This window comes from Xanthomonas prunicola (assembly GCF_002846205.1).
Lineage (GTDB): Bacteria > Pseudomonadota > Gammaproteobacteria > Xanthomonadales > Xanthomonadaceae > Xanthomonas > Xanthomonas prunicola.
Map to the genome: position 1 here is coordinate 349,689 of NZ_PHKV01000001.1, position 23,542 is coordinate 373,230.

The window sequence follows — 23,542 nt, forward strand, 5'->3', positions numbered from 1 at the left end:
ACCGCCGCCAGACCTTTCACACCAATAGTCGGCCAAACGCGCGTCGACGCTCCTAAAACAGCGCGGTCTACGCACCGCGGGCAGACGTATACCCACGTTGTCCGGACGTCACACAGCGGTAGGGGCCTGCCGCCGCTGCAGATCTGCCACAGGCAAGACTTAGTTAGCGGTGTTCGCTAGGTTCAATATTCCGGCAGCGGACTCACCCGAATCGCCAACAATTCGCCACCGCCGTCGAGCACGTAGCGGGTGCGCGTCGCTGCGCTCAGCCACGCGGTGTCGCCAGCCGCTAACGGCGGCAAACCACTGTCGCGCCCGAAGCTCGCCTGGCCCGCAAGCAAGTGGATCGCCCAGGCGCTACCCGGGTCTGCAAAAAACAACATGGTGCCGACCAACGGACGATGCAGAAGTTCGGCCTGCAGCAAGTCGCGCCGCCACATCAGATTGAAATCCTGGGTCGGCCCATCGCGCAGCACCGCATGCACCGCCTCCTCGCCGGCGAATCGCACGCGTTGATAAGGCGGCAATAAGTCCACGCAATGCCCGCTGTCGGCAGGGTTTGCAACAAGACGCTCAGCACTACGCAATGCTCCACTGACGCCAGCATGCTCGCCAGCACGCTCCGCGCCAAGAGCATTTGAATCGCCACCCTTCCCTGCGGCTGCAGCGGTTTCGGTTTCGGTTTCGTCGGCGCTGACATGAGCGCTAGAACTCGCACTGGTATCGGGATCGGGATCGGGATCGACCTGAGAATCGCGATTGCCGAATCTCAAACGCATGCCATTGCCCCGCAGCAGCACCAGCTCACGATCGATGCCTGGGAATGCGGAGAACGCAGCATCCTGCTCGATCTCGGCAATCGACAGCCGCAACGCCCATTGCTCTGCATCACCCAGACGCAGGATCTCGCGCGTCCAACCCAATTGGTTACGCCACCGCTCGCGGCGGTACTCGGTGGCCGGAATTACCCGGCTGCTCAGGTCTGTCAGTTGCATCGGCGCATTGTGCCTGAGGTCCCACGCCCCGCGATCACGCTCTTTGTTGCTGGGCGACCGGACTGCATCAACAAAGTCATCGCGTAGCGAGACAGAGCTTAGACGGCAAAAACGAGCAACCCACACAACGACCGCGACTTCGCCGGGCGCAATCGGCGAGTACCCAGTACGGCATGATCCATTCGAATATTGGGACTCTGTGGCGATATCCACGTCTGCCTGGCACTGCTTGCCAGGTATTGCAGACCGTCCAAACACATGGCCGCTGCGCGACCTCAAGGCTGCTCAATACCCAAACGAAAAACGCCCGGCTGCACATCCAAGTGCAACACCGGGCGATTCCACGTCCTTGTCGGCTTCCAGCCATCCCCCGGACGTCCTGTCCAGTTAGGTTGCGGCCACGCATCCTCGCGTCGAACCGTATCTCGGATCCTTTCCCCTTAACGCCGTCCCACCGGTTTCACCGCCGCCCCCTTGGCAGCACTCTTGGCGGGAGCCATCGTGGCTCCAACTTCGATCAGGTCACGATTCCGTTCGACCGTCTTGAGTCCGATGCCCTTGACCAGTGCCAGTTCCTCGGCACTTTTAAAGGGACCGTTTGCCTGACGGTGCTCGACGATTGCCTCGGCTTTTGATCGCCCGACATTCATCAGCACCTTGTCCAATTCCTCAGCAGACGCGGTGTTGATATCGACCTTGTCGAGTGCATACGCATTCGAGGACAACAGCAACGCCAGCAGCAGGGACTTCAGGACTACGGTAAATGACTTCATTGCAACGCTCCTTGTGGCTTGGGTGATGGTCCTAGCCAGCATTCCTGCCGGCGGAGCCAGTGTCCCGCGCCACATGCAGCAATCCTATCGCCAGCGAACTTTTCGCACAGCAGGTGAACTGCGCGCTGCCTTGTAGGGAAATACCTACCCCCTAGCGCAGGCGTAGAATGATTGATTACGTCACGCATTCGGAGCCTTCATGGACAGCGCCAAGATCGACCACTTCATCAGCGACACATGGGACCGCGAGATCGTCCCGCAACTGGTCGATTACATCCGTATTCCCAACAAGTCGCCGATGTTCGATGCCGATTGGGTGGCCCATGGCTACATGGAGCAGGCGGTCGTGTTGATGGAGACCTGGGCGCGCGCGCAGGCCATCGACGGCATGCAGGTTGAGGTGGTGCGCCTGGACGGCCGCACGCCGCTGATCTTCATCGAGATTCCGGCGACCGGCCCCGAGTCGGGCGACGACACCGTGCTGCTCTACGGTCACCTGGACAAACAGCCGGAGATGACGGGCTGGGATGCCGACCTCGGCCCTTGGGAGCCGGTGTTGCGCGACGACAAGTTGTACGGGCGTGGTGGTGCGGACGACGGCTACGCCATCTTCGGGTCGCTGGCAGCCATTCTCGCGCTGCGCACCCAGGGCCTGCCGCATGCGCGCTGCGTGGTGCTGATCGAGGCCTGCGAAGAATCCGGCAGCTACGACCTGCCGGCCTATGTGGACCATCTGGCAGAGCGCATCGGCAAGCCGTCGCTGGTGGTGTGCCTGGACTCGGGCTGCGGCAATTACGAGCAGCTGTGGTGCACGACTTCGCTGCGCGGGCTGACCGGCGGCAACCTGACGGTCAAGGTACTGGAAGAAGGCGTGCACTCGGGCGATGCCTCCGGCGTGGTGCCGTCCAGCTTCCGCCTGCTGCGCCAGCTCTTGTCGCGTATTGAAGACGAAACCACCGGACGCATCCTGCTCGACGGCCTGCATGTGGAGGTGCCCGCTGAGCGGCTGACGCAGGCAAAGGCCGCCGCAGCCACGCTAGATACCGCGATCTTCGACAAGTTCCCGATGGTCGATGGCCTGGTGCCGATGCATGAGGACCTCACCGAGCTGGTGTTGAACCGCACCTGGCGCCCGGCGCTGTCGATCACCGGTGCCGACGGGATGCCGCCACTGGCGTCGGCAGGCAACGTGCTCCGCCCGCAGACCGCGGTAAAGCTGTCATTGCGGTTACCGCCGACGGCTGACGGCAAGGCCTGCGGCGAGTTGCTCAAGCAAGCATTGCTGCGCGACCCGCCCAACGGGGCACAGGTCACGCTGGAGCTGGAAAAGGCCTCGTCCGGCTGGAATGCGCCGGCAATGGCACCGTGGCTGGAACAGGCCATCGACGACGCCAGCCAGGCCTTTTTCGACAAGCCGGCGATGTACATGGGCGAAGGCGGCTCGATCCCGTTCATGGGCATGTTGGGCGAGAAGTTCCCCGGCGCGCAGTTCATGATTACCGGTGTGCTTGGCCCACATTCCAACGCGCATGGCCCCAACGAGTTCCTGCACATCCCGATGGGCAAGCGCGTGACCGCCTGCGTGGCGAAGGTGATCGCCGATCATCACGCGGCCTGCCTGCGTGGCGAAACCAGCGGCTCGCCGGTGGCTGCCGATAGCGGCACCCGTCATGGCGGGCATGGCTGCTGTTGAGTTGACGGCTTCATCGATGCGTGCCGCTGGCGCGCATCGATGAACGAGATGTTGGCCTGCGCGGTGAGTGCGGGTGCGTAGATGGTGTGGCTGGCTGGTTTGAATCGCTGGTTTTGGCGCCAAGCTCGCTGGCGCGAGCAGGCGGCCCAGCTTCACGCATTGCCTGGCACTGCGCCCTCCCCAACCCCTCTCCCGATGGGGGATGAGCCAGGAATTGCTTGTCCGGAAGAGTGCTTGGTGGTGATTGGCCTGGCTCAGCACTGGCGTTTTTTGCATGCACCTCACCGGCAACGGTTTCCCGAAGAGGTTTCTTTCATTGAAAGACGACGTACCTGGCGGGAAGCCGATTTCCCCAGCAAATAACTTGCCCGAAGCCAGGAGCGCGCGGCAACCGGAGCCGATGACCACGTTTTTCTGAAGGCAATGCATCGGCGTCGTCATTCCGGCTCCCGCTGCGCTGGGCAGCGCCATCCGAAATGCTAGTCTGCCGATCCCGTCCACCTCCGGTGCTGCGATGAATCATCTATTTGGTAGCGACAGCTGGCTCTACATTCTGCTGGTCGGCTTTGTGGTCGGGCTGCTGGCGCGTTTCATTACGCCGGGTACGCAACGCCTGGGCTGTCTGCTGACGATCGTGCTGGGCATTGCCGGTGCCGTGGTCGCCAGCTGGTTTGGCCGCTACATGGGGTGGTACCGCGCGGGCGAGCCGGCCGGTTTCCTCGGTGCGTTGCTCGGAGCGATTGCGATCCTGGCGTTGTTGCGGTTGTTCAGCGGCAGCAAGCGCTGAGCGCTTCACCGCGCGCCTGCTCCGTTTACCCCTCACTTCATTACGCCCACTCGATCCATGACGTCACTTCATCCGGATACCGCGCGCGACGCGCTTCGCTTGCACTGGGCACACCAAGCGCTCGACGATCCACAGGCCTCGCTGCAGCGCGCATCGGTCGATGCGGGGTTTCGCAGTTACTGGCGCACGCAGGGACGCGGTGTGGATCGCATCTTGATGGACGCGCCGCCGCAGCTGGAAAACGTTGCGCCGTGGCTACGCATGCATGCGCTGTTAAGCGCACATGGCGTGCGCGTGCCGCATGTGCTTGCCCAGGACCTGGAAAACGGTTTTTTGCTCCTGGAGGACCTGGGCGTGCCAACGCTGGCACAGGTCCTCACTGACGCCAACGCCGACGACTTGCTGGATGGCGCGATCAGCCAACTGCTGTTGCTGCAACAAATTCCACCACCTGCCGATAGCGGCGTGTTTGGCGAAGCGCTATTGCAGCGCGATGCCGGTTTGTTCGAAGAATGGTTTTTAGGCCGCCACCTGGGCGTACAGCTGGCGTGCGCGCATGCCGAGCAGTTGCAATTGGTGCAGCGCCGTTTGATGGACAACGCGCTGGCGCAGCCGCGCGTGTTCACCCATCGCGATTTCATGCCGCGCAATCTGATGCCGGTACCCGATGGCCCGGCGGTGCTGGATTTTCAGGATTGCGTCATCGGCCCGATCGCCTACGACCCGATCAGCCTGTTCAAGGACACCTCGGTGAGTTGGCCGATCGCTCGGGTAGACGGATGGCTGCAGCACTATCACGCACGTGCATCGGCGGCCGGATTGCCGGTGCCGCCGCTGGCGCAGTTCCTGCGCGATGCAGACTGGATGGGCGTGCAGCGCCATCTTAAAAACCTGGGCATCTTCTCGCGCCTGAGTCATCGCGATGGCAAGCATTGGTATCTGGATAACGTGCCGCGTTTCATCACGTATCTGGACGAGGTACTGCCCCGCTACGCCGAGCTGGCGCCGTTGATCGGTTTGCTGGACGAGGTGATCAAGCCCGCGCTTGCTGCGCGTGCGCAGCAGGCGGCGACATGAAGGCGCTGATCTTTGCCGCAGGATTCGGCGAGCGCATGCGCCCGCTGACCGAGCACACGCCCAAGCCGCTACTGTCGGTCGGTGGCACGCCGTTGATCGTGTGGCATCTGCGCAAGTTGGCGGCGCTGGGCGTGGAGGAGGTGGTGATCAACACCTCGTGGCTGGCAGAGCAGTTCCCGCAGGTATTGGGCGACGGTAGAGCGTTGGGTCTTCGTCTGACCTATTCGTATGAAGGTGCGACGCCACTGGAAACCGGCGGCGGCATGTTGCATGCGCTGCCTGTGCTGGGCGATGCGCCATTTCTGTTGGTCAACGGCGATATCTGGACCGATTTCGATTTCGCCCGTCTGTCGCATGCCCCCGAAGGGCTGGCGCAACTGGTGTTGGTGGATCAGCCCAGCTACGCAGCGCGCGCAGACTTTGCGCTGGATACGGATGGCAAAGTGCGCGCAGATCTGCCAGCGACGCTCACCTACTCCGGCATCGGCATGTATCGACCGGCGCTGCTGCGCGATTGGCAATCGGTCATTGGTCAGTTGCCAGAACAGACCGGCACGGCGCCGCGCTTTGCGCTGGCGCCGATCCTGCGCTCGCAGATGGCGGCAGGCTTGATCGATGGCATCCACCATCCTGGACGCTGGACCGATGTCGGCACGCCGCAGCGGCTGGCCGAGCTGGATGCTCAGTTGCTGCGCAACGGCGGTTGATTGCCACCTCGCTGCTGCAACGCTCGCAATCAAGCGTATTACCAAAGAGATCTTGGGGCGCTGGCTCGATGGTTACAACGTGTTTGCCGCATGCGCCTGGTCGACGGGTGACATGCTGTCGGAACTGGCAATGACGTTAGCTGGATCGAAAACAGCTGATCTGACCGCACCTGATCGGCCGGCAGCGCCACGTGCACGGCCCGCAACCACGTCCACCGACAAACTCAACTAGCCATTGCAGCAAACGTGCATCGTCGAGTGCGCGGTGCCCTCACCTCGCCAGACAGTCGTCTGGTTGTCGTGTTGAAGAACGAGTACACCGCCTCGCCCGTTTGCTGCTTGTTTGAAAGCGCTGCGCGCTCACCATCTCTGCTGGTCGTTGCCCGCCCACCGTCGCGGGAGCTTACAGAGACGTCCTTGCAGCGCGTCCTGGAATGGTGTCGGACAAGGTCCCTGCAACCGAGCCGCAGATCAACAGCGCGACGACCCGCGATCCTCAAGCACACGCCGCAGAAACGGCACCGTGATGCGGCGTTTTGCGGCCAATGATTCGCGATCCAGGCGATCCAACACGGCCACCAGCCCTGCCAGTTCGCGGTCGCTATGGGTCAGCAGCCAGTCGATTGCGGCATCGTCCAGCGCCAGCCCGCGACGCTGCGCGCGGTCGCGCAGCACTGCTGCGCGTGCGGCATCGTCGAGTACCGGCAAGCCGATCCGGATGCATTGCGACAGCCGCGAGCGCAGGTCCGGCAACACCAACGCCAACCCGTCGGGCATTTGACGCGCGGTGTACAACAGCGTGATGCCGGCCGCGCGTGCGCGGTTGTGGAAATCGAACAAGGCCACTTCGTCATCGCGCCGGCCGGCGATGCTTTCCACGCCATCCAACGCGACCAAGCTGCGGCCCTCCAGCGCTTCGAGTGCATCGCGCAAGCGGCCGGCGGCCGCCTGCAGCGGCAGATACGCCGGCATGCGCCCGGCCTGCTCGGCAGCGGCGCACAGCGACAGCGCCAGATGGGTCTTACCAGTCCCGGCGGGGCCGGAAAGATACAGCCAATCGTTTACCTGCCCGGCGGCCAGCGCCTGCAATTGCGCAAGCAGGCCATCGGGCGCGGCGATGTAACTGTCGAAACGCTGATCGGGTGGCGCGCGCAACGCCAGCGGCAACTGCGGAACACTCACAACCGATCCGCGTCCTTGCCAGGGTCGACAATCACGCTGCGCTCGGTCGTGGACTGCAGCACGATGCCGGCGCGCTCGCCCGCATAAAGATCGCTGCGCGTGTACTGCTCATGCGCGTAGCGCAGCAGCACGTTGGCTACCGCTGCCACCGGCAACGCCAGCAACATGCCCAGGAAGCCGAACAACTGGCCGCCTGCCATCACCGCAAAGATCACCGCAACTGGGTGCAAACCGATCTTGTCGCCGACGATGCGCGGGGTGAGCACGTAGCTTTCCAGCAACTGGCCGACGGTGAACACCACGCCCACGCCGATCAACAGTTTCAGATCGAGCCCCTGCGCCTGCACGATCGCCGCCAGTAGTGCCAGCACGATGCCGGTGGTCGCGCCCAGGTACGGGATAAAGCTGATGAGGCCGGCGATGATGCCGATCAACAAGCCCAGGTTGAGCCCGATGATCGAAAGGCCGGTGGCGTAGATCGCGCCCAGCGCCAGCATCACCAGGAACTGGCCGCGGATGAAGCCGCCGAGCACGTCATTGGATTCCAGCGCCAGCCGGCTCACCGTAGCGATGTAGGCACGTGGGATGACCGCCGCCACGCGCTCGACCAGGCGGTCCCAGTCGCGCAGGAAATAGAACGCCAAAATCGGCAGCAGAGCCAGGTTGATCACCCAGGTCACCATCGCAAAGCCCGAGCGCGACACGTAACCGAAGAGGGTCTTGGCGGCGCCGCCGGCCTGTTCCCAGTGGCTGCGGATCCAGTCGATCAAGCGCTCCGGATCCAGCCAGCCCATCAACTGCATGCCGGTCTTGGCTTCCAGCCACGGGATAGCGGTACTGATCGCCCAGGCCCGCATCTGCGGCAAGGCGTCGATCAGGGTCATGATCTGGCGTTCGATCATCGGCACCAGAATCATCAGCGCCAGCACGAACAACAGCAACGCCAGCACGAACACCAGCGACACCGCCATGTTGCGCGAGCGGCCTGCGCGTTCGATGCGGTCCACCAGCGGGTCGCCCAGCCAGGCCAGCAGCAGCGCGAGCACGAACGGCGTCAGGATCGGCGCCAGCAGCGAGACCACCCACAACACACCGACAATCACCGCCGCCCATTTGAGGCGGCGCAGGAACTGGGCAATTTCGGCTTCGGGAGTCAAAGTCATTTCAGGCGGTACTCGGCGTGCTCGTTTTCAAGAATGATCGGGCCTTCGGTCGGTACCGAGACCGAGACCAGCGGGCTGTTGTCGCCGAGCATACGGTTGAGGCCGGAAATGCCCGTGAGCAGTTCCAGATCCAGTTCCATGCGGTCGCCATTGGCGCTGACCGGGCGGATGCTGCGTACGACCGACACGCCCTGCAGGGCGGCCGACACGCGCAAGTAATCGTCGGCGCTGCTGATACCGGTGATCACCACGCGGTAGACACCGGGCACACCCGAATCCACCCGTTTGGCGTAGCGTTTGACCAGCGCGTCGGCAGCGCCGTCGGCACCGGCGGCCATCGCGCGGCGTGCATCGCCGTCGCTGCTGGTCCAGCTGGACAGGACATTGCCGTTGTCCACGAACACCCAGTCGGCCGTCCAGCCGGCGGCGTTGCGGTAGAGCTTGCCGATCAACTGCATCGGCGGGCTGTATTTGGCCGAAGCGCGCGACACCGCGGCGGTGTCCTTGCGCCAGATCGCGCCAGCCAAGGCCTGCTCGGCAGCTGCGCCGCTCGGCAGACCGAGCCGGTAGCCGCGTTCGATGGCACGGTCGAGCACGCTACGCGCCGCGTTGGCCTGGGCTACACCGACCAAACGCGGGCCGCTGCCGTCATCGATGGCCAGCCAGAGCACCGGCTTGGGCCGCGGCAGCGGCCACACCGGCAAGCCGAGGGCAGCGATCAAGCCATCCACATCGGACTGGCGAAAACGCGCGACCAGGGTGGTGCGAAAGGTGGGCGCGCCCGTCCGCGAGGTACCCTGATCCTGGCGGTAGTCGTAGTGTTCGACGTAGTTGGGCGCATTGCGTAGCGCCTGCGGCACGCCGGGGCGGCCCATCACGCCGCGGTCGCCGGAGACCTTGCCCAGCACCGCGCCCAGCGCGCGCGCCAGTGCGCCGGGGCGATCGGATTCGCTCTGGCTGTTGACCGGCACTTCGGCGTCATAGGCACTTTGCGCCTTGGCAACGTCGCCTTCGGTGCGCAGATCTGCCTGCGCAAAGGCCGGAGCGACGGGCATGGCGACCACGAGGGCGAGAAAGAAAGCGAGACTGCGGCGCATCGACGGTTCCATGACTTAAGCGTATCCGGGTGAATTGTTGCCCGAATGGGACGCCAGCGCCAACGTGGCTGCTAAAATCGCCGCCTTTACTGCCGAGCCACCCCTGCCCGTGACCAGCCAAACGCCTTCCAGCCCCTCGCCCATGACCTACCGCGACGCGGGTGTCGACATCGACGCCGGCAATGCATTGGTCGAACGCATCAAGCCGTTGGTCAAGCGCAGCTTCCGGCCGGAGGTGATGGGTGGCCTGGGTGGATTCGGCGCGCTGTTCGACCTGTCGGGCAAATACAAGGAGCCGGTGCTGGTGTCCGGCACCGACGGCGTGGGCACCAAGCTCAAGCTGGCCCAGCAGCTCGGTCGGCACGACACGATCGGTATCGATCTGGTCGGCATGTGCGTCAACGACGTGCTGGTGCAGGGCGCCGAGCCGTTGTTCTTTCTGGACTATTTCGCCACCGGCAAGCTCGACGTGGACACCGCTGCGGCGGTGGTCGGCGGCATTGCACGCGGCTGCGAGCTGTCCGGTTGCGCGCTGATCGGCGGCGAAACCGCCGAGATGCCCGACATGTACCCACCGGGCGAGTACGACCTGGCCGGCTTCACCGTCGGCGCAGTGGAAAAATCGCAGTTGTTGGATGGCGCGCAGGTACGCGACGGTGACGTGTTGATCGGCATCGCCTCGTCGGGCCCGCATTCCAACGGCTATTCGTTGATCCGCAAGATCTACGAGCGTGCCGGCGCACCGGCCGACCATGTGCTGGACGATGGCACCACGTTGATCGACGCGCTGATGGCGCCGACCGCGCTGTACGTCAAACCGGTGCTGGCGCTGCTGAAGTCGCACGGCGAAGCGATCCACGCCATGGCGCACATCACCGGCGGCGGCCTGACCGAAAACATCATCCGCGTGATTCCCGACGGCCTGGGCCTGGACATCGATGCCAAGGCCTGGACACTGCCGCCGGTGTTCGCGTGGTTGCAGCGCGAAGGCGCGGTGGCCGATGCCGAAATGTGGCGCACCTTCAACTGCGGGATCGGCTTTGTGCTGATCGCCTCGCCCGAGCAGGCAGCCACGCTGGAACAGGCGCTGGACGCGCAGTCGCTGGCGCATTGGCGCATTGGTCAGGTGGTCGCCGCACACGGCGACGAGCGCGTGCGCATCGGCTGAGCGAGGAATCTGCATGGACGCGTCCCCACTCCCACCGCCGGCGTTGGCGTCGGCCAGCGCCGATGACCTGCAGCATCTCAAACTGCTGTCGATCTTCCATTACGTGCTGGCTGGTATCACTGCGCTGTTTTCGTTGTTCCCGTTGATCCACCTGGCCATGGGCATTGCGATCATCACTGGGCACCTGCCGATGGACACTGCCAATCCGGACGCGCCTCCGCTGGATCCGCGCTGGGTCGGCTGGCTCTTCGTGATATTTTCGGCGGGCTTCATCTGTTGCGGCCTGGCCTTGGCCGGTTTCATGGCCTACGCCGGACGCTGCATCGCGCAGCGCAAACGGCATTTGCTGTGCCTGATCGTGGCCGGCATTTCCTGTTCTTTCATGCCATTCGGCACCGTGCTTGGTGTCTTTACGCTGGTCACCTTGCTGCGCCCTCAGGTCAAAGCGCTGTTCGGTGTCGGTAGCGCAGCTGTTTGAGACCTCTGTGAGCACATTGTTCAATGCACGCACCTGACGCCCGCCTGCGCCTGGCCGTGCTGGCCTCCGGCCGCGGCAGTAATCTGCAGGCCATTGTCGATGCGATCGCCAGTGGGCGCCTGCATGCCGAAGTGGTCGGGGTGTTTTCCGATCGGCCGCAGGCGCCAGCGTTGCAGAAGGTCGCGCAGGCGCGGCGCTGGAGCGCCAGCCCGCGCGATTTCTCCGACCGCGCGGCGTTCGATGCCGCACTCGGCGATGCGATCGCTGCGACGCAACCGGACTGGGTGATCTGCGCCGGCTATATGCGCATTCTGGGCGAGCCGCTGGTGCGTCGCTTCGCCGGGCGCATGCTCAACATCCATCCGTCGCTCCTCCCCAAATACCGCGGCCTGCAGACGCACGCACGCGCCCTGGAGGCCGGCGATGCAGAGCATGGCGCCAGTGTGCATCTGGTGGTGCCGGAGCTAGATGCGGGGACGGTGATCGCGCAGGCGCGCGTCCCGGTGCTGCCCGGCGACAGCGCCGAGCAACTGGCCGCGCGCGTGCTGGCCCGTGAGCACCCGCTGCTGCTGGCCACGCTGGAGCTGCTCGCCAGTGGCCGCGTCGCGGTGCAGGGCGATGCCGTGCTTATCGACGGTCAGTGCCTGTTTACGCCACTACGACTAGAGTCCGCAGACATCGCGTTCGCCTGAATGCGGATACGTTCCCCTCATCCCGTCTCGGACATCCTTGCGGCCCCCGTGCCCGCTAACAGCGCATGAACGTCATCCCGATCGCCGCCGCGCTGTTGACCGTCGCCCTCCTCACCCAGGCTGGCACTGGCCGTGCGCAACAAGCGCCCACCGCGCCCGCACCAGCGACGCCTGCTCCGGTTGCGGCCCCTGCCGCTGCGCCGGCATCGTCAGCGGCCCTGCCCGCGAGCACCTGGACACCGCCGTCGCTAGAGCCATTCGTGGCGACCTACCAGGCGTTCTACCGTGGCAAGGAGGCCGGCGATGCCACCATGCAGGTCAGCCACGGCGAAGGTAGCCAGTGGCGCATCGACATGTCAGTGCGTGGCCGTAAGGGCTTCGCCAGCATCCTGGGCCTGAACCTGGAACAGAGCACCGTGTTCCGCGTCGATGGCGACACGTATGTGCCGCTGAGCCAGAGCACGGTGCGCAAGGCGATGTTCTTCGGCAAGAAGGTCACCGGCGTCTACAACTGGCAAGCGGGCACTGCGCAGTGGAACGGCGATCTGAAGGAAGATCGGCAGCAGCCGATTCCGTTGCAGCACGGCGACCAAAGCGCGCTGTCGCTCAACCTGTCGCTGATGCGCGATGCGCAGCCCGGGCGCAACCTGAGCTATCGCTATGTCGATGTGGGCAAGGTGCGCAAATACGACTACCGCGCGGCCGATGCCACCGAAGTCGTGCAGGTGGGCGATCTGAGCTACGACGCTCTGCGCGTGTACCGCGTCAACAGCGGCGACAACGAAACCATCCTCTGGATTGCGAACGGAGTCCCGACTCCGGTGCGCATCCTGCAACGTGACAAAGGTGAGGATCAGATCGATCTACGCCTGGTCGAATACCAAGGAGCCTAAGCGATGAAAATCTTCTCCCGTACCAGCGCCGTGATCGCCGCTACCGCATTGGCGATGGCCAGCCTACCCGCCTTCGCCATGCAGCCATTCCAGGCCGACTACTCGGCCAACTACATGGGCATGCAGGCCAATGGCACCATGACCCTGGCCGCTGCCGGCGCGAATAAGTGGCGCTACACGCTCACCATCCAGAACCAGCTGGCCAACCTGACCCAGAGCACGGTGTTCGAAGAGGCCAACGGCCAACTGCGCCCGGTGAGCAGCAACGACACTTCGTCGATGATGGTCAAGCGCCGTAACGTCACCGCCGATTACGATTGGAAGACCAATCAGGCAACCTGGGGCGGCGACATCAAGCCAGACCGCCGCGGCCCGGTGAAACTGCAGCCCGGCGACATGGATGCGCTGCTGATCAACCTTGCGATCACGCGCGATCTGGCCGCCGGCAAGCCGCTCAACTACCGCATGGTGGACGAAGGCCGCATCAAGCCGATGAGCTACAAGGTGGTCGGCAAGGAAACCATCACCGTCAACGGAAAGCAGGAGCAAGCCACCAAGGTGTCGCGCGTGGACGGCGACAAGGAATTGATTGCGTGGGTGGTCAAGGATCTGCCGGTGCCGGCGCGCCTGCTGCAGAAAGAAAAGGGCCAGGACGCGCTGGATCTGACCATCAAGGGCCTGCGCTAAGCGCCAGGCGCGCCTGGTAGGAGCGTGCCTGCGCGCGACGGTGCTTTATGGGTAACGCCCGTCGCGCGCGGGCACGCTCCTAACAGGGCACGGGAACCTGCTCGACAGGCATCCTGCCTGCGGCAGCGATGAAGAGCCCGGCTGCGAGCCGGGCTTCTTCCTTCCGATCGGCGTGCGGCGGAATCTCCGCAGCACGCAGAAACGCTCGACCCTCAGGGCTTGGCCGCCGCCTTGTCATCGCCGCTGGAGAACACCGTGCGGCAGTCCACGCGGATTTGCTCGCCGGTGCTGCGCCAATAGAACAGGTCGCAATGGCGCTTGCCTTCGACGGTCTTCTTGACCGCCACCGCATAGAACGATTGCGCGATTTCGTCGCGGCTGGCGGTGCCGTCGTTGTTCCAGTCCATGTCCTTGAACTCGACACCCTGGGTGATGGCCATGCCCACGCTCCAGGCGTAGGCCAGCCACGCCAGGATCAGCACGATCACGCCCAGCAGGATCTTGCGCCGGGGGGTGAAACGGCCGCGCAGGATCATGCGGTGCGCCGGATGGTCGCGCCCAGCGCCCCCAGCTTCTCCTCGATGTTTTCGTAGCCACGGTCCAGGTGGTAGATGCGATCGATGGTGGTGTCGCCGTCGGCCACCAGCCCGGCCAGGATCAACGAGGCCGAGGCGCGCAGGTCGGTCGCCATCACCGGCGCGCCGCTGAGACGCTCGGCACCGCGCACGATGGCGGTATGGCCTTCGACCTGGATGTCCGCACCCAGACGCAACAGCTCGTTGACGTGCATGAAGCGGTTTTCGAAGATCGTTTCGTTGATCACGCCAACGCCATCGGCCACGCAGTTCAGCGCCATGAATTGCGCCTGCATGTCGGTGGGGAACGCCGGGTACGGTGCGGTGGTCAGGTTGACCGCGCGCGGGCGCTTGCCCTGCATGTCCAGGGTGACGCTGTCGGCGGTCGTGGTAATGGTGGCGCCGGCCTCGGTGAGCTTGTCCAGCACCGCATCCAGGGTGTCCGGACGCGCGCGGCGGACGGTGACGCTGCCGCCGGTCATCGCCGCAGCGACCAGGAAGGTACCGGTCTCGATGCGATCCGGCAGCACCGCATGGTGCCCGCCGCCCAGACGCTCAACGCCCTGCACCACGATGCGCGGCGTGCCGGCGCCTTCGATCTGCGCACCGAGTGCGATCAGGCAGTCGGCCAGGTCGGTGACTTCCGGTTCCATCGCCGCGTTTTCCAGCACCGTGGTGCCTTCGGCCAGCACGGCGGCCATCAGCACGTTTTCGGTGCCGGTGACGCTGACCATGTCGAACACGTAACGGCCGCCCTTCAGACGCCCCTTGCTGGTGGCCTTGATGTAGCCGTTTTCCACGCTGATCTCCGCACCCAGTGCCTGCAGGCCCTTGATGTGCTGGTCGACCGGACGCGAGCCGATCGCGCAGCCGCCGGGCAGCGACACTTCGGCGGTGCCGTAGCGCGCCAGCAGCGGGCCGAGCACCAGGATCGAGGCGCGCATGGTCTTGACCAGCTCATAGGGTGCGACCTGGTGGGTCACCGAGCGCGGGTCGACCAGGATGGAGCGGCCCTTGGCCAGGGTGCCCTCGTCGATGGTGACCTCGGCGCCCAGCTCGCTGAGCAATTTCACCGTGGTGATCACGTCGTGCAGATGCGGGACGTTGCTGATCTCCACCGGCGCGTCGGCCAGCAGGGTCGCGCACAGGATCGGCAGCACTGCGTTCTTGGCGCCGGAAATATTGACTTCACCCTGCAGCGCTTGGCCGCCGGTCACTACGATTTTTGCCATGGGAATCTAAGAAATCCGAAAATGAAAGGTGTGTCGGGGGATGAGGTGAGAGCGTTTCGGCTTGGGTTGGAAGGACGTGGCACACGACGGACAGATCAAACGGCGCCGGCTAGGGCGTGGAACGCGCTGGCGCCAGTGACCGGGTGCTCGTGGACTGCGAGCGCGGGCAGCCAATGAGTCAGAGTGCGTGCGAATTCCAGCCCTGGTCCAGCCCGCCTGACAGCAAGCGCAGACGACGTGCTCAGCCTTCCTCAGGCGTCAGCGTCTTCAGCTGCAGCGCGTGGATCGCCCCGCCCATCAGCTCGCCCAGGGTCGCATAGACCATGCGGTGCCGCGCCAACGGTGCCTTGCCGACGAATGCAGGGCTGACCACGGTGGCCTCGAAGTGCACGCCGTCGTCGCCGTGCACGTCGACGCGGGCTTCGGGCAAGCCGGATTCGATGAGTTTACGGATGGTTTCGGCGTCCACAGGGCGTTTCCTCATAAAATGAGCGCACATTCTACTCTTCACCCGAGTTCCGCATGGCTGTCTCGCACCTGCCTTCCGCCACCGTCAGCGACACAAGCCTGGTCGCCAGCGGCCAGCGCGTGCTGGAGATCGAGCGCGAGGCGCTCGCCAGCGTGGGCGCCCGCATCGGCAGCGACTTCGCGGCGGCCTGCCGCCTGGTGCTGGCCTCGCGCGGGCGGGTGGTCGCCACCGGCATGGGCAAGTCCGGCCATGTGGCGCGCAAGATTGCCGCCACCCTCGCCTCGACCGGCACCCCGGCATTCTTCGTGCACCCGGGCGAAGCCGGACATGGCGACCTGGGCATGATCACCGAGGCCGACATCGTGCTGGCGCTGTCGTACTCCGGGGAATCGGACGAAGTGCGCATGCTGCTGCCGGTGCTCAAGCGCCAGGGCAATCCGATCATCGCCATGACCGGCCGCGCCAGCTCCACCTTGGCGCAAGCCGCCGACGTACACCTGGACGTCAGCGTGTCGGCCGAAGCCTGTCCCCTGCATCTGGCGCCCACCTCCAGCACCACCGCCTCGCTGGCGATGGGCGATGCGCTCGCGGTCGCCCTGCTGGATGCGCGCGGCTTCACCGCTGACGACTTCGCCCGCTCGCACCCGGCAGGCAGCCTGGGCCGGCGCCTGCTGCTGCACATCACCGATGTCATGCATGCCGGCGACGACCTGCCACGTGTGCGCGAAGACGCCAGCCTGAGCGAGGCGCTGATGGAAATGAGCCGCAAGCGGCTGGGCATGACCGCGGTGGTGGATGCCGACGACCGCCTGATCGGCCTGTTCACCGACGGCGACCTGCGCCGCGCACTGGACAGCGACATCGACGTGCGCAGCGCCGGCATCGCGCAGGTGATGACGCGCAACCCACGCACCATCGGCGCCGACCAGCTGGCCGCCGAGGCCGCGCGGCTGATGGAGGACTACAAGATCAACGGCCTGATCGTGGTCGATGCGCAGCAGCGCGCGGTGGGCGCATTGAACATTCACGACCTGTTGCGCGCCAAGGTGGTTTAACAGGTTCAGTTTCAACCGCCGGACCCCGTTCTTACCGATTCGTGCCGATGCCCTATTCTCCTTTGCAGCACCTTCCCGCCGAGCTGATCGAACGCGCAGCGCGTATCCGCCTGGCTTGTTTCGACGTCGACGGCACCCTGACCGACGGTCGCCTGTACTACGACCACGCCGGTAATGAGAGCAAGGCCTTCAACGTGCTCGACGGCCAGGGTCTCAAGCAGCTCGACCAGGCTGGCATCCATGTCGCGCTGATCACCGCGCGCGCCAGTCTGTCGGCGGAAAAGCGTGGCCAGGATCTGGGCCTGCACGTGCAGATCGGGGTGAAGAACAAGCGCATGGCAGTGCTGGCACTGTGCCAGGAGCACGGCCTGTCGCTGGACCAGGTGCTGTTCATGGGCGACGACCTGCCCGACCTGCCCGCCCTGCTCGCCGTCGGCCTGCCGGTGGCGCCGGCCAACGCACATCCCTGGATCGCCGAGCGTGTGCAATGGCATACCCGCGCCCGTGGCGGCGAAGGTGCCGCGCGCGAAGTCTGCGATGTGGTGCTGGCTGCGCAAGGCCAGATCGAGCGCATCATCGAAGGGTTTTCGGCATGACTTGGAACTGGCGCACCACCCTGGGCGTGGTGCTGTTCGCCGCCGCCGTGATTTCCGGCTGGTCGGCATGGAAGCAGCGCGCGCGCCCGACCGCCGCGGCCGTGCAGGAGTCCGGCGCGGACTACATCCTGCGCGACTTCGAGCTGATCGCCCTGGACAAGCAGAGCGGCAAGGAGTCGATGACGCTGCGCGCGCCGGAAATGCACCGCAATCGTGCCGACCAGACCGCAGACATCACCACGCCGGTGTTCCTGATGCCCGACAACGCCAATCTGCCGTGGACCCTGCGTTCCAAGACGGGGTGGGTCAACCCGGACGGCACCCAACTGCGCTTGCGCGGCGATGTCGAGGGCGACAGCCCAACCGGCGGCGCAACCCCGCCGACCACGTTCCGCACCCAAAGCCTGGACGTGTTCCCGCAACAGAACATCGCCAAGACCGACGCGCCGGTGACCATGACCCGCCCGGGTATCATGCAGAGCGGCGTCGGCTTTGAAGCCGACCTCAAATCACGCCAGTACAAGCTCCTTTCTCAGGTCAAGACACGCTATGAACCGAATGCTGCCCGCTAAACTGGCGTTTGCCGCACTGCTGCTGCCTGCGCTGGCGATGGCCAAGACCAGCGATCGCAACCAGCCGATGGCGATCGACTCCAATGCCAACGATTGCAACATGCTCGATGACAGCGGCAAGTGCCGTTTCAGCGGCAATGTGGTGATCACTCAGGGCACGCTGGAAATCCACGCCGACACCGCCGATATCTTCCAGAAGAACGGCCAGACCGATCGCGTGGTGCTCAACGGCAAGCAGGCCACGCTCAAGCAGGAGATGGACGACGGCGCGATGATGCACGGCCAGGCCGACAACATCGAATACAAGGTCGCCGACGAGATCATCATCCTGACCGGCAATTACAAGGTCGATTCGCCCAAGGGCACCAATGCCGGCCAGCGCATGGTCTACAACACCAAGACCGGCAACATGCAGAGCGGCGGCGACGGCAGCCGCGTGCGCACCATCATTCAGCCCAAGAACGCAGCGCCTGCGGCGACGACGCCTGCTCCGGCACCTGCCGCCAAGCCGCCCGCAGCCAAGCCGCAGGGGAAGAAGTAATGCTGGTCGCCACCGGTCTGCGCAAGAAGTACAAGCAACGCGAAGTGGTCAAGGAATTCGGCCTCACGCTCGAGGCCGGCGAAGTGGTCGGCCTGCTCGGCCCCAACGGCGCCGGCAAGACCACCTGCTTCTACATGATCGTGGGCCTGGTCGAAGCCGATGCCGGCCGTATCGAACTGGACGGCCGCGACCTCACCGCCGAGCCGATGTACGCACGCGCCAAGCTCGGCGTGGGGTATCTGCCGCAGGAGCCGTCGATCTTCCGCAAGCTCACCGTGGCCGACAACATCCGCCTGGTGCTGGAACTGCGCGAGGAACTGGACAACGCCGGCCGCGAGAAGGAACTGGTCTCGCTGCTCGAAGAACTGCAGATCACCCACGTGGCCGACCAGCTCGGCGCCAGCCTCTCCGGCGGCGAGCGGCGCCGCTGCGAGATCGCGCGTGCGCTGGCGGCCAAGCCGCGCATGATGCTGCTGGACGAACCCTTCGCCGGCGTGGACCCGATTTCGGTCGGCGAGATCCAACGCATCATCATCCACCTCAAGGAGCGCGGCATCGGCGTGTTGATCACCGATCACAACGTGCGCGAGACCTTGGGAATCTGCGACCGCGCGTATATCCTCGCCGAGGGGGGCGTGCTGGCGCAGGGGGCACCAGACACGTTGCTAGCCAATCCCGACGTCCGTCGCGTGTATCTGGGGGAAACTTTCCGCCTTTGAGCGCGTCGCCGCGCCATCGATTTTTCCAGTCAGTGCCCGCATGAAAGCCCGGCTTCAGACATCGCTAGGACAGCAGTTGGTCATGACGCCGCAATTGCGTCAGGCCATCAAGCTATTGCAGATGTCCACCACCGAGCTGGAAGTGGAAATTGCCGAAGCAGTGGAAACCAATCCACTGCTGGAATGGGCCGACGAAGCCGCGCACGCGGCCAGCGACACGGCGGTGGAATCCTCGCCGTCCGCGTCAACCGAAGAGCCCCAGCGCGAAGAAGCCGCGCCTGCCGAGCGCGACGACGACTGGTCGCAGGACGAACTGCAGTGGACCGGCTCGGGCAGCGGCGGCAGTTTCGACGACGACGAGTCCGGCGATGCCGCCGAGCGCGTCGCCGAATCCGAAACACTCGCCGACCATCTGTTGTGGCAACTGCATCTGTCACCGCTGTCGCCACGCGACCGCCAGATCGGCGCGATGCTGATCGACGCGTTGGACGAAGACGGCTACCTGCGCGAACCACTGTCGGCCATTCTCGAAACCCTGGCGCTGGGCGCGGTGGTGGACGAAGCCGACGTGCTCACCGTCCTACACCAGATCCAGCGCTTCGACCCGGTCGGCGTGGGGGCGCGCACGCTGGGTGAATGCCTGGCGCTGCAACTGGCCGTGCTCGACCCGGCCACCCCGGGCCGCGAGCTGGCATTGCAGATCGTCGCCGGCCCGCTGGAACGGCTGCCGCGTAGCGGCGTGGCCGGCCTGGCCCACGAGCTCAAGCGCTCCACTGCCGATGTCGAACAGGCGGTGCAATTGGTGCGCTCGCTGGACCCACGCCCGGGCAAACAGATCGGCGACCTGTCGCAGGACACTTACGTGGTGCCCGACTGCGTGATCTGGCGCCAGCGCGGGGTCTGGCGCGCATCGCTGGCCGGCCGTTCGCAACCCAAGGTCACCATCCACCGCGGCTACGAGAACCTGATCCGCAGCTGCGGCGAATCCGACGCAGGCTATCTGCGCGGGCAATTGCAGGAAGCGCGCTGGCTGCTCAAGAGCCTGGAGGCGCGTGGCGAGACTCTGCTGCGGGTGGTGCGCTGCCTGCTGCAGCATCAGGCCGGATTCCTGGAGTTCGGTGCGCAGGCCTTGCGCCCGCTGACCCTGCGCGAGATCGCCGGCGAGCTCGGCCTGCACGAATCCACCATTTCCCGCGCCATCTCCCGCAAATACGTGCGCACCCCGCGCGGCACCATCGCGCTGCGTTCGTTCTTCGCCTCCGGCATCGACACCGACAGTGGCGGCGAGGCCTCCAGCACGGCCATTCAGGCCATGATCCGGCGCCTGATCGACGCGGAAAACCCGCGCAAACCGCTGTCCGACGCCAAGCTGGCCGATCTGCTGAAAACATCCGGCGTACCAGTGGCGCGGCGCACCGTTGCGAAGTATCGTGAGGCCATGAACATTTCCGCCTCCCACGAACGCGTACGCATCGCCTGACGTTGCAGCCACCGCAACGCCGGCCTGCGCCGGGTTAGTCGGATCACCGGAACGGTTCATTGGCCCACCGACCAATGGAGGTATCCGATGCGCATCGAGACGTATGGCCACCAGCTTGAAGTGACCCCCGCCCTGCGGGAGTACGTGGCAAGCAAGCTGCAGCGACTGCAGCGCCATTTCGACCAGCACTGCGAAGTCCGAACGCAGCTGGCCGTTCGCAAGCCGGACCACCACGTGGTCGCCACCGTCAACCTTCCCGGACGCACCCTGCACGCGGATGCCAGCGGCTCCACCATGTATGCGGCCATCGACCTGCTGGTCGACAAGCTCGACCGCCTGGTGCTCAAGCACAAAGAAAAGAAATGTAACCACCACGCCCGCGAGGTGCGCGACAATCCCGCATGACGCTTCCCGCTTGATGCCCTCATGCCTTTAACCGATCTGATGGCGGCCGTGCGCACCGTGGTGTCGCCGGCCGCCGATCGCGACACCGTCCTGCACACCGCCGCCGATCTGCTGTCCTGCCGTCAGGCCGGCGCCGACGAGCTCTACGCCAACCTGTGCGAGCGCGAGGCCCTGGGCAGTACCGCCATCGGTCACGGCATCGCCATTCCGCATGGGCGCTGCCCCAACCTCACCGAGCCACGCGGCGCCTTGCTGCGACTGGACACGCCGGTAGCGTTCGGCGGCGACGAGCCAGTGGACCTGATCTTCGCCATGGCCGTACCGGCGCACTACACCCACCAGCACCTGATGCTGCTATCGGAGCTGGCCGAACGGTTCTCCGATGCCGACTTCCGTCAGCGGCTGCGCGCCGCACCCAACGCCGATGCGCTGATGGCCTTGCTCACCGACGTGCCACCACCGCAGGCGAGCGCGGCATGAATACCAGCATCACCGCACGCGAACTGTTCGACCAACAGCGCGACAAGCTGGCTCTGCGCTGGATCGCCGGTAAGAAGGGCGAGCACCGTGAGATCCAGGCCGGCAGCAACAATGCGCGGCGCCCGTCGCTGGCTGGCTATCTCAATGTGATCTATCCCAACAAGGTGCAGATCCTGGGCACCGAAGAACTGGCCTGGCTGGACTCGCTGGATGCGCGGCAGCGCTGGGAAACCATCGAAAAGATCATCCAGGTCCAACCGCTGGCGCTGGCGATCAGCAAGAACCAGTCGTGCCCGGAAGACCTGCGCGCGGCGGCGGACGAATCCAATACGCCGCTGTGGATCTCGCCCAAGCGCGGCCACGAACTGCTCAACCACCTCTCCTACCATCTGGCGCGCACGCTGGCGCCGCGGGTCACGCTGCATGGCGTGTTCATGGAGATCTATTCGATCGGCGTGCTGATTACCGGCGAAGCCGGCTCGGGCAAGAGCGAACTGGCGCTGGAACTCCTCAGCCGCGGGCACCGGCTGGTGGCTGACGATGCGCCCGAATTCACCCAGATCGCCCCCGACGTACTCGACGGCACCTGCCCCGAACTGTTGCAGGATCTGCTGGAAGTGCGCGGCCTGGGCGTGTTGAACGTGCGCGACATGTTCGGCGACACCGCGGTGAAGAAAAACAAATACCTGCGCCTGATCGTGCATCTGACCCGGCCGATGACCGAACCTACGCCATCGGGCTACGAGCGTCTGACCGGCGATTCCGGCAGCCGCCATGTGCTGGATCTGGACGTCCCGCTGATCACGCTGCCGGTGATGCCCGGTCGCAACCTGGCGGTGCTGACCGAGGCGGCGACCCGCCTGCACATCCTGCGCACCAAGGGCATCGACCCGGCAGCGATGTTCATCGCCCGCCATAGCAACCTGCTGGAGCGACGCACGCCATGAGTATCGCGCCCTCCACGCTGATGATCGTGAGCGGGCTGTCCGGCTCGGGCAAATCGGTCGCGCTGAAGACCTTCGAAGATCTGGATTACTACTGCTCGGACAATCTGCCGGTCGAGCTGCTGCCGGACTTCGTCAAAAGCCGCCTGCGTGGCAACCCCATCGGCGACCAGCGCCTGGCGGTGGGCATCGACGTGCGCAGCCGCAGCGACCTGACCCAGCTGGCGCAGTGGCGCCAGGCCGCACAGGAATATGGCATCGAAGCGCGGCTGTTGTTTTTCGATGCCAGCGACGAGGCATTGATCAAGCGCTACGCCGACACCCGCCGCCGCCATCCGCTGAGCCATCTGGGCCTGGCGCTGCCGGAAGCGATCACCCGCGAGCGTCAGTTGACCGAGCCCCTGCGTGCGCAGGCCGATGCCATCATCGACACCAGCACGCTCAACGTGCATCAATTGCGCCGCCGCGTGGTCACCGAATTCGCGCTGGGCTCCAACGACCGGCTGTCGCTGTTGTTCGAATCGTTCGCCTACAAGCGCGGCGTCCCGGCCGAGGCCGATTTCGTCTTCGATGCGCGCGTGCTGCCCAATCCGCACTGGGACCCGGAACTGCGCCCGCTCACCGGCCGCGATGCCGGCGTGCGCGGCTATCTGGACAACGAAGCAGACGTGCAGCGCTACAGCGCGCAGATCGTGGATCTGCTCGATACCTGGCTGCCGCGGCTGCGCAATGACACCCGCAGCTACGTGACCATTGCCTTCGGTTGTACCGGCGGCAAGCACCGCTCAGTCTACATGGCCGAACGCATGGCCCGGCACGCACGTGACCAAGGCTGGCCGGAAGTGGCGACGTTTCACCGCGAGCAGGACTGAGGCGGGGATTCGGGAGTTGGGATTGGGCATGCGTTGCAGCGGCACCCTGCGACCTGCGCGTACTGCACCGACGTTTAGGAGGCACTCTCGCAACGCCTTTTTAAGTCGCGATTGGTTGCCAATGGCTTGCATGTGATGGGTGCAGCGAAAGGCGACAACGCTGCAGTCGACGCGACTGAATCACTGGCGCCCTGAGGAACTTGGCGTTTT

Annotated in this window: 27 protein-coding genes; 19 read left to right on the plus strand and 8 right to left on the minus strand. The window is 65.0% G+C overall.

Annotated elements, in window-relative coordinates; translation table 11 throughout:
* Nucleotides 1-182: 182 nt before the first annotated feature.
* Nucleotides 183-995, minus strand: coding sequence for a HutD/Ves family protein (locus XpruCFBP8353_RS01645; RefSeq protein WP_101361642.1), 813 nt, complete (start codon nucleotides 993-995; stop codon nucleotides 183-185).
* Nucleotides 996-1,435: 440 nt separating this feature from the next.
* Nucleotides 1,436-1,810 carry a ComEA family DNA-binding protein gene (locus XpruCFBP8353_RS01650; protein ID WP_341475787.1) on the minus strand — a complete coding sequence of 125 codons (375 nt, stop codon included), beginning with the start codon at nucleotides 1,808-1,810 and terminating at the stop codon, nucleotides 1,436-1,438.
* Between the two features lie 157 nt (nucleotides 1,811-1,967).
* Here XpruCFBP8353_RS01650 and XpruCFBP8353_RS01655 point away from each other — a divergent pair, with 157 nt between their 5' ends.
* The 4 genes from XpruCFBP8353_RS01655 to murU all read left to right on the plus strand — a co-directional run bounded on the left by XpruCFBP8353_RS01655 (nucleotide 1,968) and on the right by murU (nucleotide 6,032).
* On the plus strand, nucleotides 1,968-3,461 hold the full coding sequence (locus XpruCFBP8353_RS01655) for a M20 family metallopeptidase (RefSeq protein WP_101361643.1): 1,494 nt from the start codon (nucleotides 1,968-1,970) through the stop codon (nucleotides 3,459-3,461).
* Nucleotides 3,462-3,975: 514 nt separating this feature from the next.
* Entirely contained in the window at nucleotides 3,976-4,248 is a 273-nt protein-coding gene (locus tag XpruCFBP8353_RS01660) for a GlsB/YeaQ/YmgE family stress response membrane protein (RefSeq protein WP_005913344.1), read from the plus strand.
* A gap of 57 nt (nucleotides 4,249-4,305) precedes the next feature.
* Complete coding sequence (locus XpruCFBP8353_RS01665; RefSeq protein WP_101361644.1) at nucleotides 4,306-5,325, plus strand: aminoglycoside phosphotransferase family protein; 1,020 nt, start codon at nucleotides 4,306-4,308, stop codon at nucleotides 5,323-5,325.
* The gene (gene murU / locus XpruCFBP8353_RS01670; RefSeq protein ID WP_101361645.1) at nucleotides 5,322-6,032 is read left to right on the plus strand and encodes an N-acetylmuramate alpha-1-phosphate uridylyltransferase MurU; all 711 of its coding nucleotides are present in this window, start codon (nucleotides 5,322-5,324) and stop codon (nucleotides 6,030-6,032) included. Before XpruCFBP8353_RS01665 ends, murU begins: the two co-directional genes overlap by 4 nt.
* Nucleotides 6,033-6,503: 471 nt before the next feature.
* Here the strand turns inward: murU and hda are convergent, their stop codons facing one another.
* From hda to XpruCFBP8353_RS01685, 3 genes are read right to left on the minus strand one after another with little or no spacing between them, the layout of a single operon-like run.
* Nucleotides 6,504-7,214 carry a DnaA regulatory inactivator Hda gene (hda, locus tag XpruCFBP8353_RS01675; protein ID WP_101361646.1) on the minus strand — a complete coding sequence of 237 codons (711 nt, stop codon included), beginning with the start codon at nucleotides 7,212-7,214 and terminating at the stop codon, nucleotides 6,504-6,506.
* Nucleotides 7,211-8,377 carry an AI-2E family transporter gene (locus tag XpruCFBP8353_RS01680; protein ID WP_101361647.1) on the minus strand — a complete coding sequence of 389 codons (1,167 nt, stop codon included), beginning with the start codon at nucleotides 8,375-8,377 and terminating at the stop codon, nucleotides 7,211-7,213. The genes hda and XpruCFBP8353_RS01680 overlap by 4 nt, the downstream gene beginning before the upstream one ends.
* Nucleotides 8,374-9,486 (minus strand): DUF2066 domain-containing protein, encoded by a 1,113-nt coding sequence (locus tag XpruCFBP8353_RS01685; protein WP_101361648.1) that lies wholly within the window; start codon nucleotides 9,484-9,486, stop codon nucleotides 8,374-8,376. Before XpruCFBP8353_RS01685 ends, XpruCFBP8353_RS01680 begins: the two co-directional genes overlap by 4 nt.
* 22 nt (nucleotides 9,487-9,508) lie before the next feature.
* Between XpruCFBP8353_RS01685 and purM the strand changes: the two genes are divergently transcribed.
* The 5 genes from purM (at nucleotide 9,509) to XpruCFBP8353_RS01710 (ending at nucleotide 13,392) form a co-directional block, all read left to right on the plus strand.
* Complete coding sequence (purM, locus tag XpruCFBP8353_RS01690) at nucleotides 9,509-10,642, plus strand: phosphoribosylformylglycinamidine cyclo-ligase (RefSeq protein ID WP_207759563.1); 1,134 nt, start codon at nucleotides 9,509-9,511, stop codon at nucleotides 10,640-10,642.
* A 13-nt stretch (nucleotides 10,643-10,655) separates the two neighbouring features.
* Nucleotides 10,656-11,120, plus strand: a complete 465-nt coding sequence (locus XpruCFBP8353_RS01695) for a hypothetical protein (protein WP_101361649.1) — start codon at nucleotides 10,656-10,658, stop codon at nucleotides 11,118-11,120.
* A 23-nt stretch (nucleotides 11,121-11,143) separates the two neighbouring features.
* Nucleotides 11,144-11,812 (plus strand): phosphoribosylglycinamide formyltransferase, encoded by a 669-nt coding sequence (gene purN, locus XpruCFBP8353_RS01700; protein WP_101361650.1) that lies wholly within the window; start codon nucleotides 11,144-11,146, stop codon nucleotides 11,810-11,812.
* 65 nt (nucleotides 11,813-11,877) lie between these two features.
* Nucleotides 11,878-12,705 carry a DUF3108 domain-containing protein gene (locus tag XpruCFBP8353_RS01705; protein ID WP_101361651.1) on the plus strand — a complete coding sequence of 276 codons (828 nt, stop codon included), beginning with the start codon at nucleotides 11,878-11,880 and terminating at the stop codon, nucleotides 12,703-12,705.
* Nucleotides 12,706-12,708: 3 nt separating this feature from the next.
* On the plus strand, nucleotides 12,709-13,392 hold the full coding sequence (locus XpruCFBP8353_RS01710; RefSeq protein WP_101361652.1) for a DUF3108 domain-containing protein: 684 nt from the start codon (nucleotides 12,709-12,711) through the stop codon (nucleotides 13,390-13,392).
* A 212-nt stretch (nucleotides 13,393-13,604) separates the two neighbouring features.
* Here XpruCFBP8353_RS01710 and XpruCFBP8353_RS01715 read toward each other — a convergent pair whose 3' ends face one another.
* From XpruCFBP8353_RS01715 to XpruCFBP8353_RS01725, 3 genes are all read right to left on the minus strand, one after another.
* Nucleotides 13,605-13,928 (minus strand): hypothetical protein, encoded by a 324-nt coding sequence (locus XpruCFBP8353_RS01715; protein ID WP_101361653.1) that lies wholly within the window; start codon nucleotides 13,926-13,928, stop codon nucleotides 13,605-13,607.
* Nucleotides 13,925-15,199 (minus strand): UDP-N-acetylglucosamine 1-carboxyvinyltransferase, encoded by a 1,275-nt coding sequence (gene murA / locus XpruCFBP8353_RS01720; RefSeq protein WP_101361654.1) that lies wholly within the window; start codon nucleotides 15,197-15,199, stop codon nucleotides 13,925-13,927. The genes XpruCFBP8353_RS01715 and murA overlap by 4 nt, the downstream gene beginning before the upstream one ends.
* Nucleotides 15,200-15,440: 241 nt before the next feature.
* Complete coding sequence (locus XpruCFBP8353_RS01725; RefSeq protein ID WP_019301635.1) at nucleotides 15,441-15,668, minus strand: BolA family protein; 228 nt, start codon at nucleotides 15,666-15,668, stop codon at nucleotides 15,441-15,443.
* Between the two features lie 53 nt (nucleotides 15,669-15,721).
* On the opposite strand from XpruCFBP8353_RS01725, the gene XpruCFBP8353_RS01730 reads away from it, so the two are divergent.
* The 10 genes from XpruCFBP8353_RS01730 (at nucleotide 15,722) to rapZ (ending at nucleotide 23,332) form a co-directional block, all read left to right on the plus strand.
* Nucleotides 15,722-16,723 carry a KpsF/GutQ family sugar-phosphate isomerase gene (locus tag XpruCFBP8353_RS01730; RefSeq protein ID WP_101361655.1) on the plus strand — a complete coding sequence of 334 codons (1,002 nt, stop codon included), beginning with the start codon at nucleotides 15,722-15,724 and terminating at the stop codon, nucleotides 16,721-16,723.
* Nucleotides 16,724-16,770: 47 nt separating this feature from the next.
* Nucleotides 16,771-17,319, plus strand: a complete 549-nt coding sequence (locus XpruCFBP8353_RS01735) for a KdsC family phosphatase (RefSeq protein WP_101361656.1) — start codon at nucleotides 16,771-16,773, stop codon at nucleotides 17,317-17,319.
* Entirely contained in the window at nucleotides 17,316-17,891 is a 576-nt protein-coding gene (lptC, locus tag XpruCFBP8353_RS01740; protein ID WP_101361657.1) for an LPS export ABC transporter periplasmic protein LptC, read from the plus strand. Before XpruCFBP8353_RS01735 ends, lptC begins: the two co-directional genes overlap by 4 nt.
* On the plus strand, nucleotides 17,869-18,432 hold the full coding sequence (lptA, locus tag XpruCFBP8353_RS01745) for a lipopolysaccharide transport periplasmic protein LptA (RefSeq protein WP_101361658.1): 564 nt from the start codon (nucleotides 17,869-17,871) through the stop codon (nucleotides 18,430-18,432). The genes lptC and lptA overlap by 23 nt, the downstream gene beginning before the upstream one ends.
* The gene (gene lptB / locus XpruCFBP8353_RS01750) at nucleotides 18,432-19,151 is read left to right on the plus strand and encodes an LPS export ABC transporter ATP-binding protein (RefSeq protein ID WP_008572666.1); all 720 of its coding nucleotides are present in this window, start codon (nucleotides 18,432-18,434) and stop codon (nucleotides 19,149-19,151) included. The genes lptA and lptB overlap by 1 nt, the downstream gene beginning before the upstream one ends.
* 40 nt (nucleotides 19,152-19,191) lie before the next feature.
* Nucleotides 19,192-20,631 (plus strand): RNA polymerase factor sigma-54, encoded by a 1,440-nt coding sequence (locus XpruCFBP8353_RS01755; protein WP_101361659.1) that lies wholly within the window; start codon nucleotides 19,192-19,194, stop codon nucleotides 20,629-20,631.
* 87 nt (nucleotides 20,632-20,718) lie between these two features.
* Complete coding sequence (gene hpf, locus XpruCFBP8353_RS01760; protein ID WP_005913379.1) at nucleotides 20,719-21,036, plus strand: ribosome hibernation-promoting factor, HPF/YfiA family; 318 nt, start codon at nucleotides 20,719-20,721, stop codon at nucleotides 21,034-21,036.
* 21 nt (nucleotides 21,037-21,057) lie between these two features.
* On the plus strand, nucleotides 21,058-21,516 hold the full coding sequence (locus tag XpruCFBP8353_RS01765) for a PTS sugar transporter subunit IIA (RefSeq protein ID WP_101361660.1): 459 nt from the start codon (nucleotides 21,058-21,060) through the stop codon (nucleotides 21,514-21,516).
* Nucleotides 21,513-22,463 (plus strand): HPr(Ser) kinase/phosphatase, encoded by a 951-nt coding sequence (gene hprK / locus XpruCFBP8353_RS01770; RefSeq protein WP_101361661.1) that lies wholly within the window; start codon nucleotides 21,513-21,515, stop codon nucleotides 22,461-22,463. The genes XpruCFBP8353_RS01765 and hprK overlap by 4 nt, the downstream gene beginning before the upstream one ends.
* A complete protein-coding gene (gene rapZ / locus XpruCFBP8353_RS01775; protein WP_162300915.1) occupies nucleotides 22,460-23,332 on the plus strand; it encodes an RNase adapter RapZ in 873 nt (290 codons plus the stop codon). The genes hprK and rapZ overlap by 4 nt, the downstream gene beginning before the upstream one ends.
* The last annotated feature ends 210 nt before the right edge of the window (nucleotides 23,333-23,542 follow it).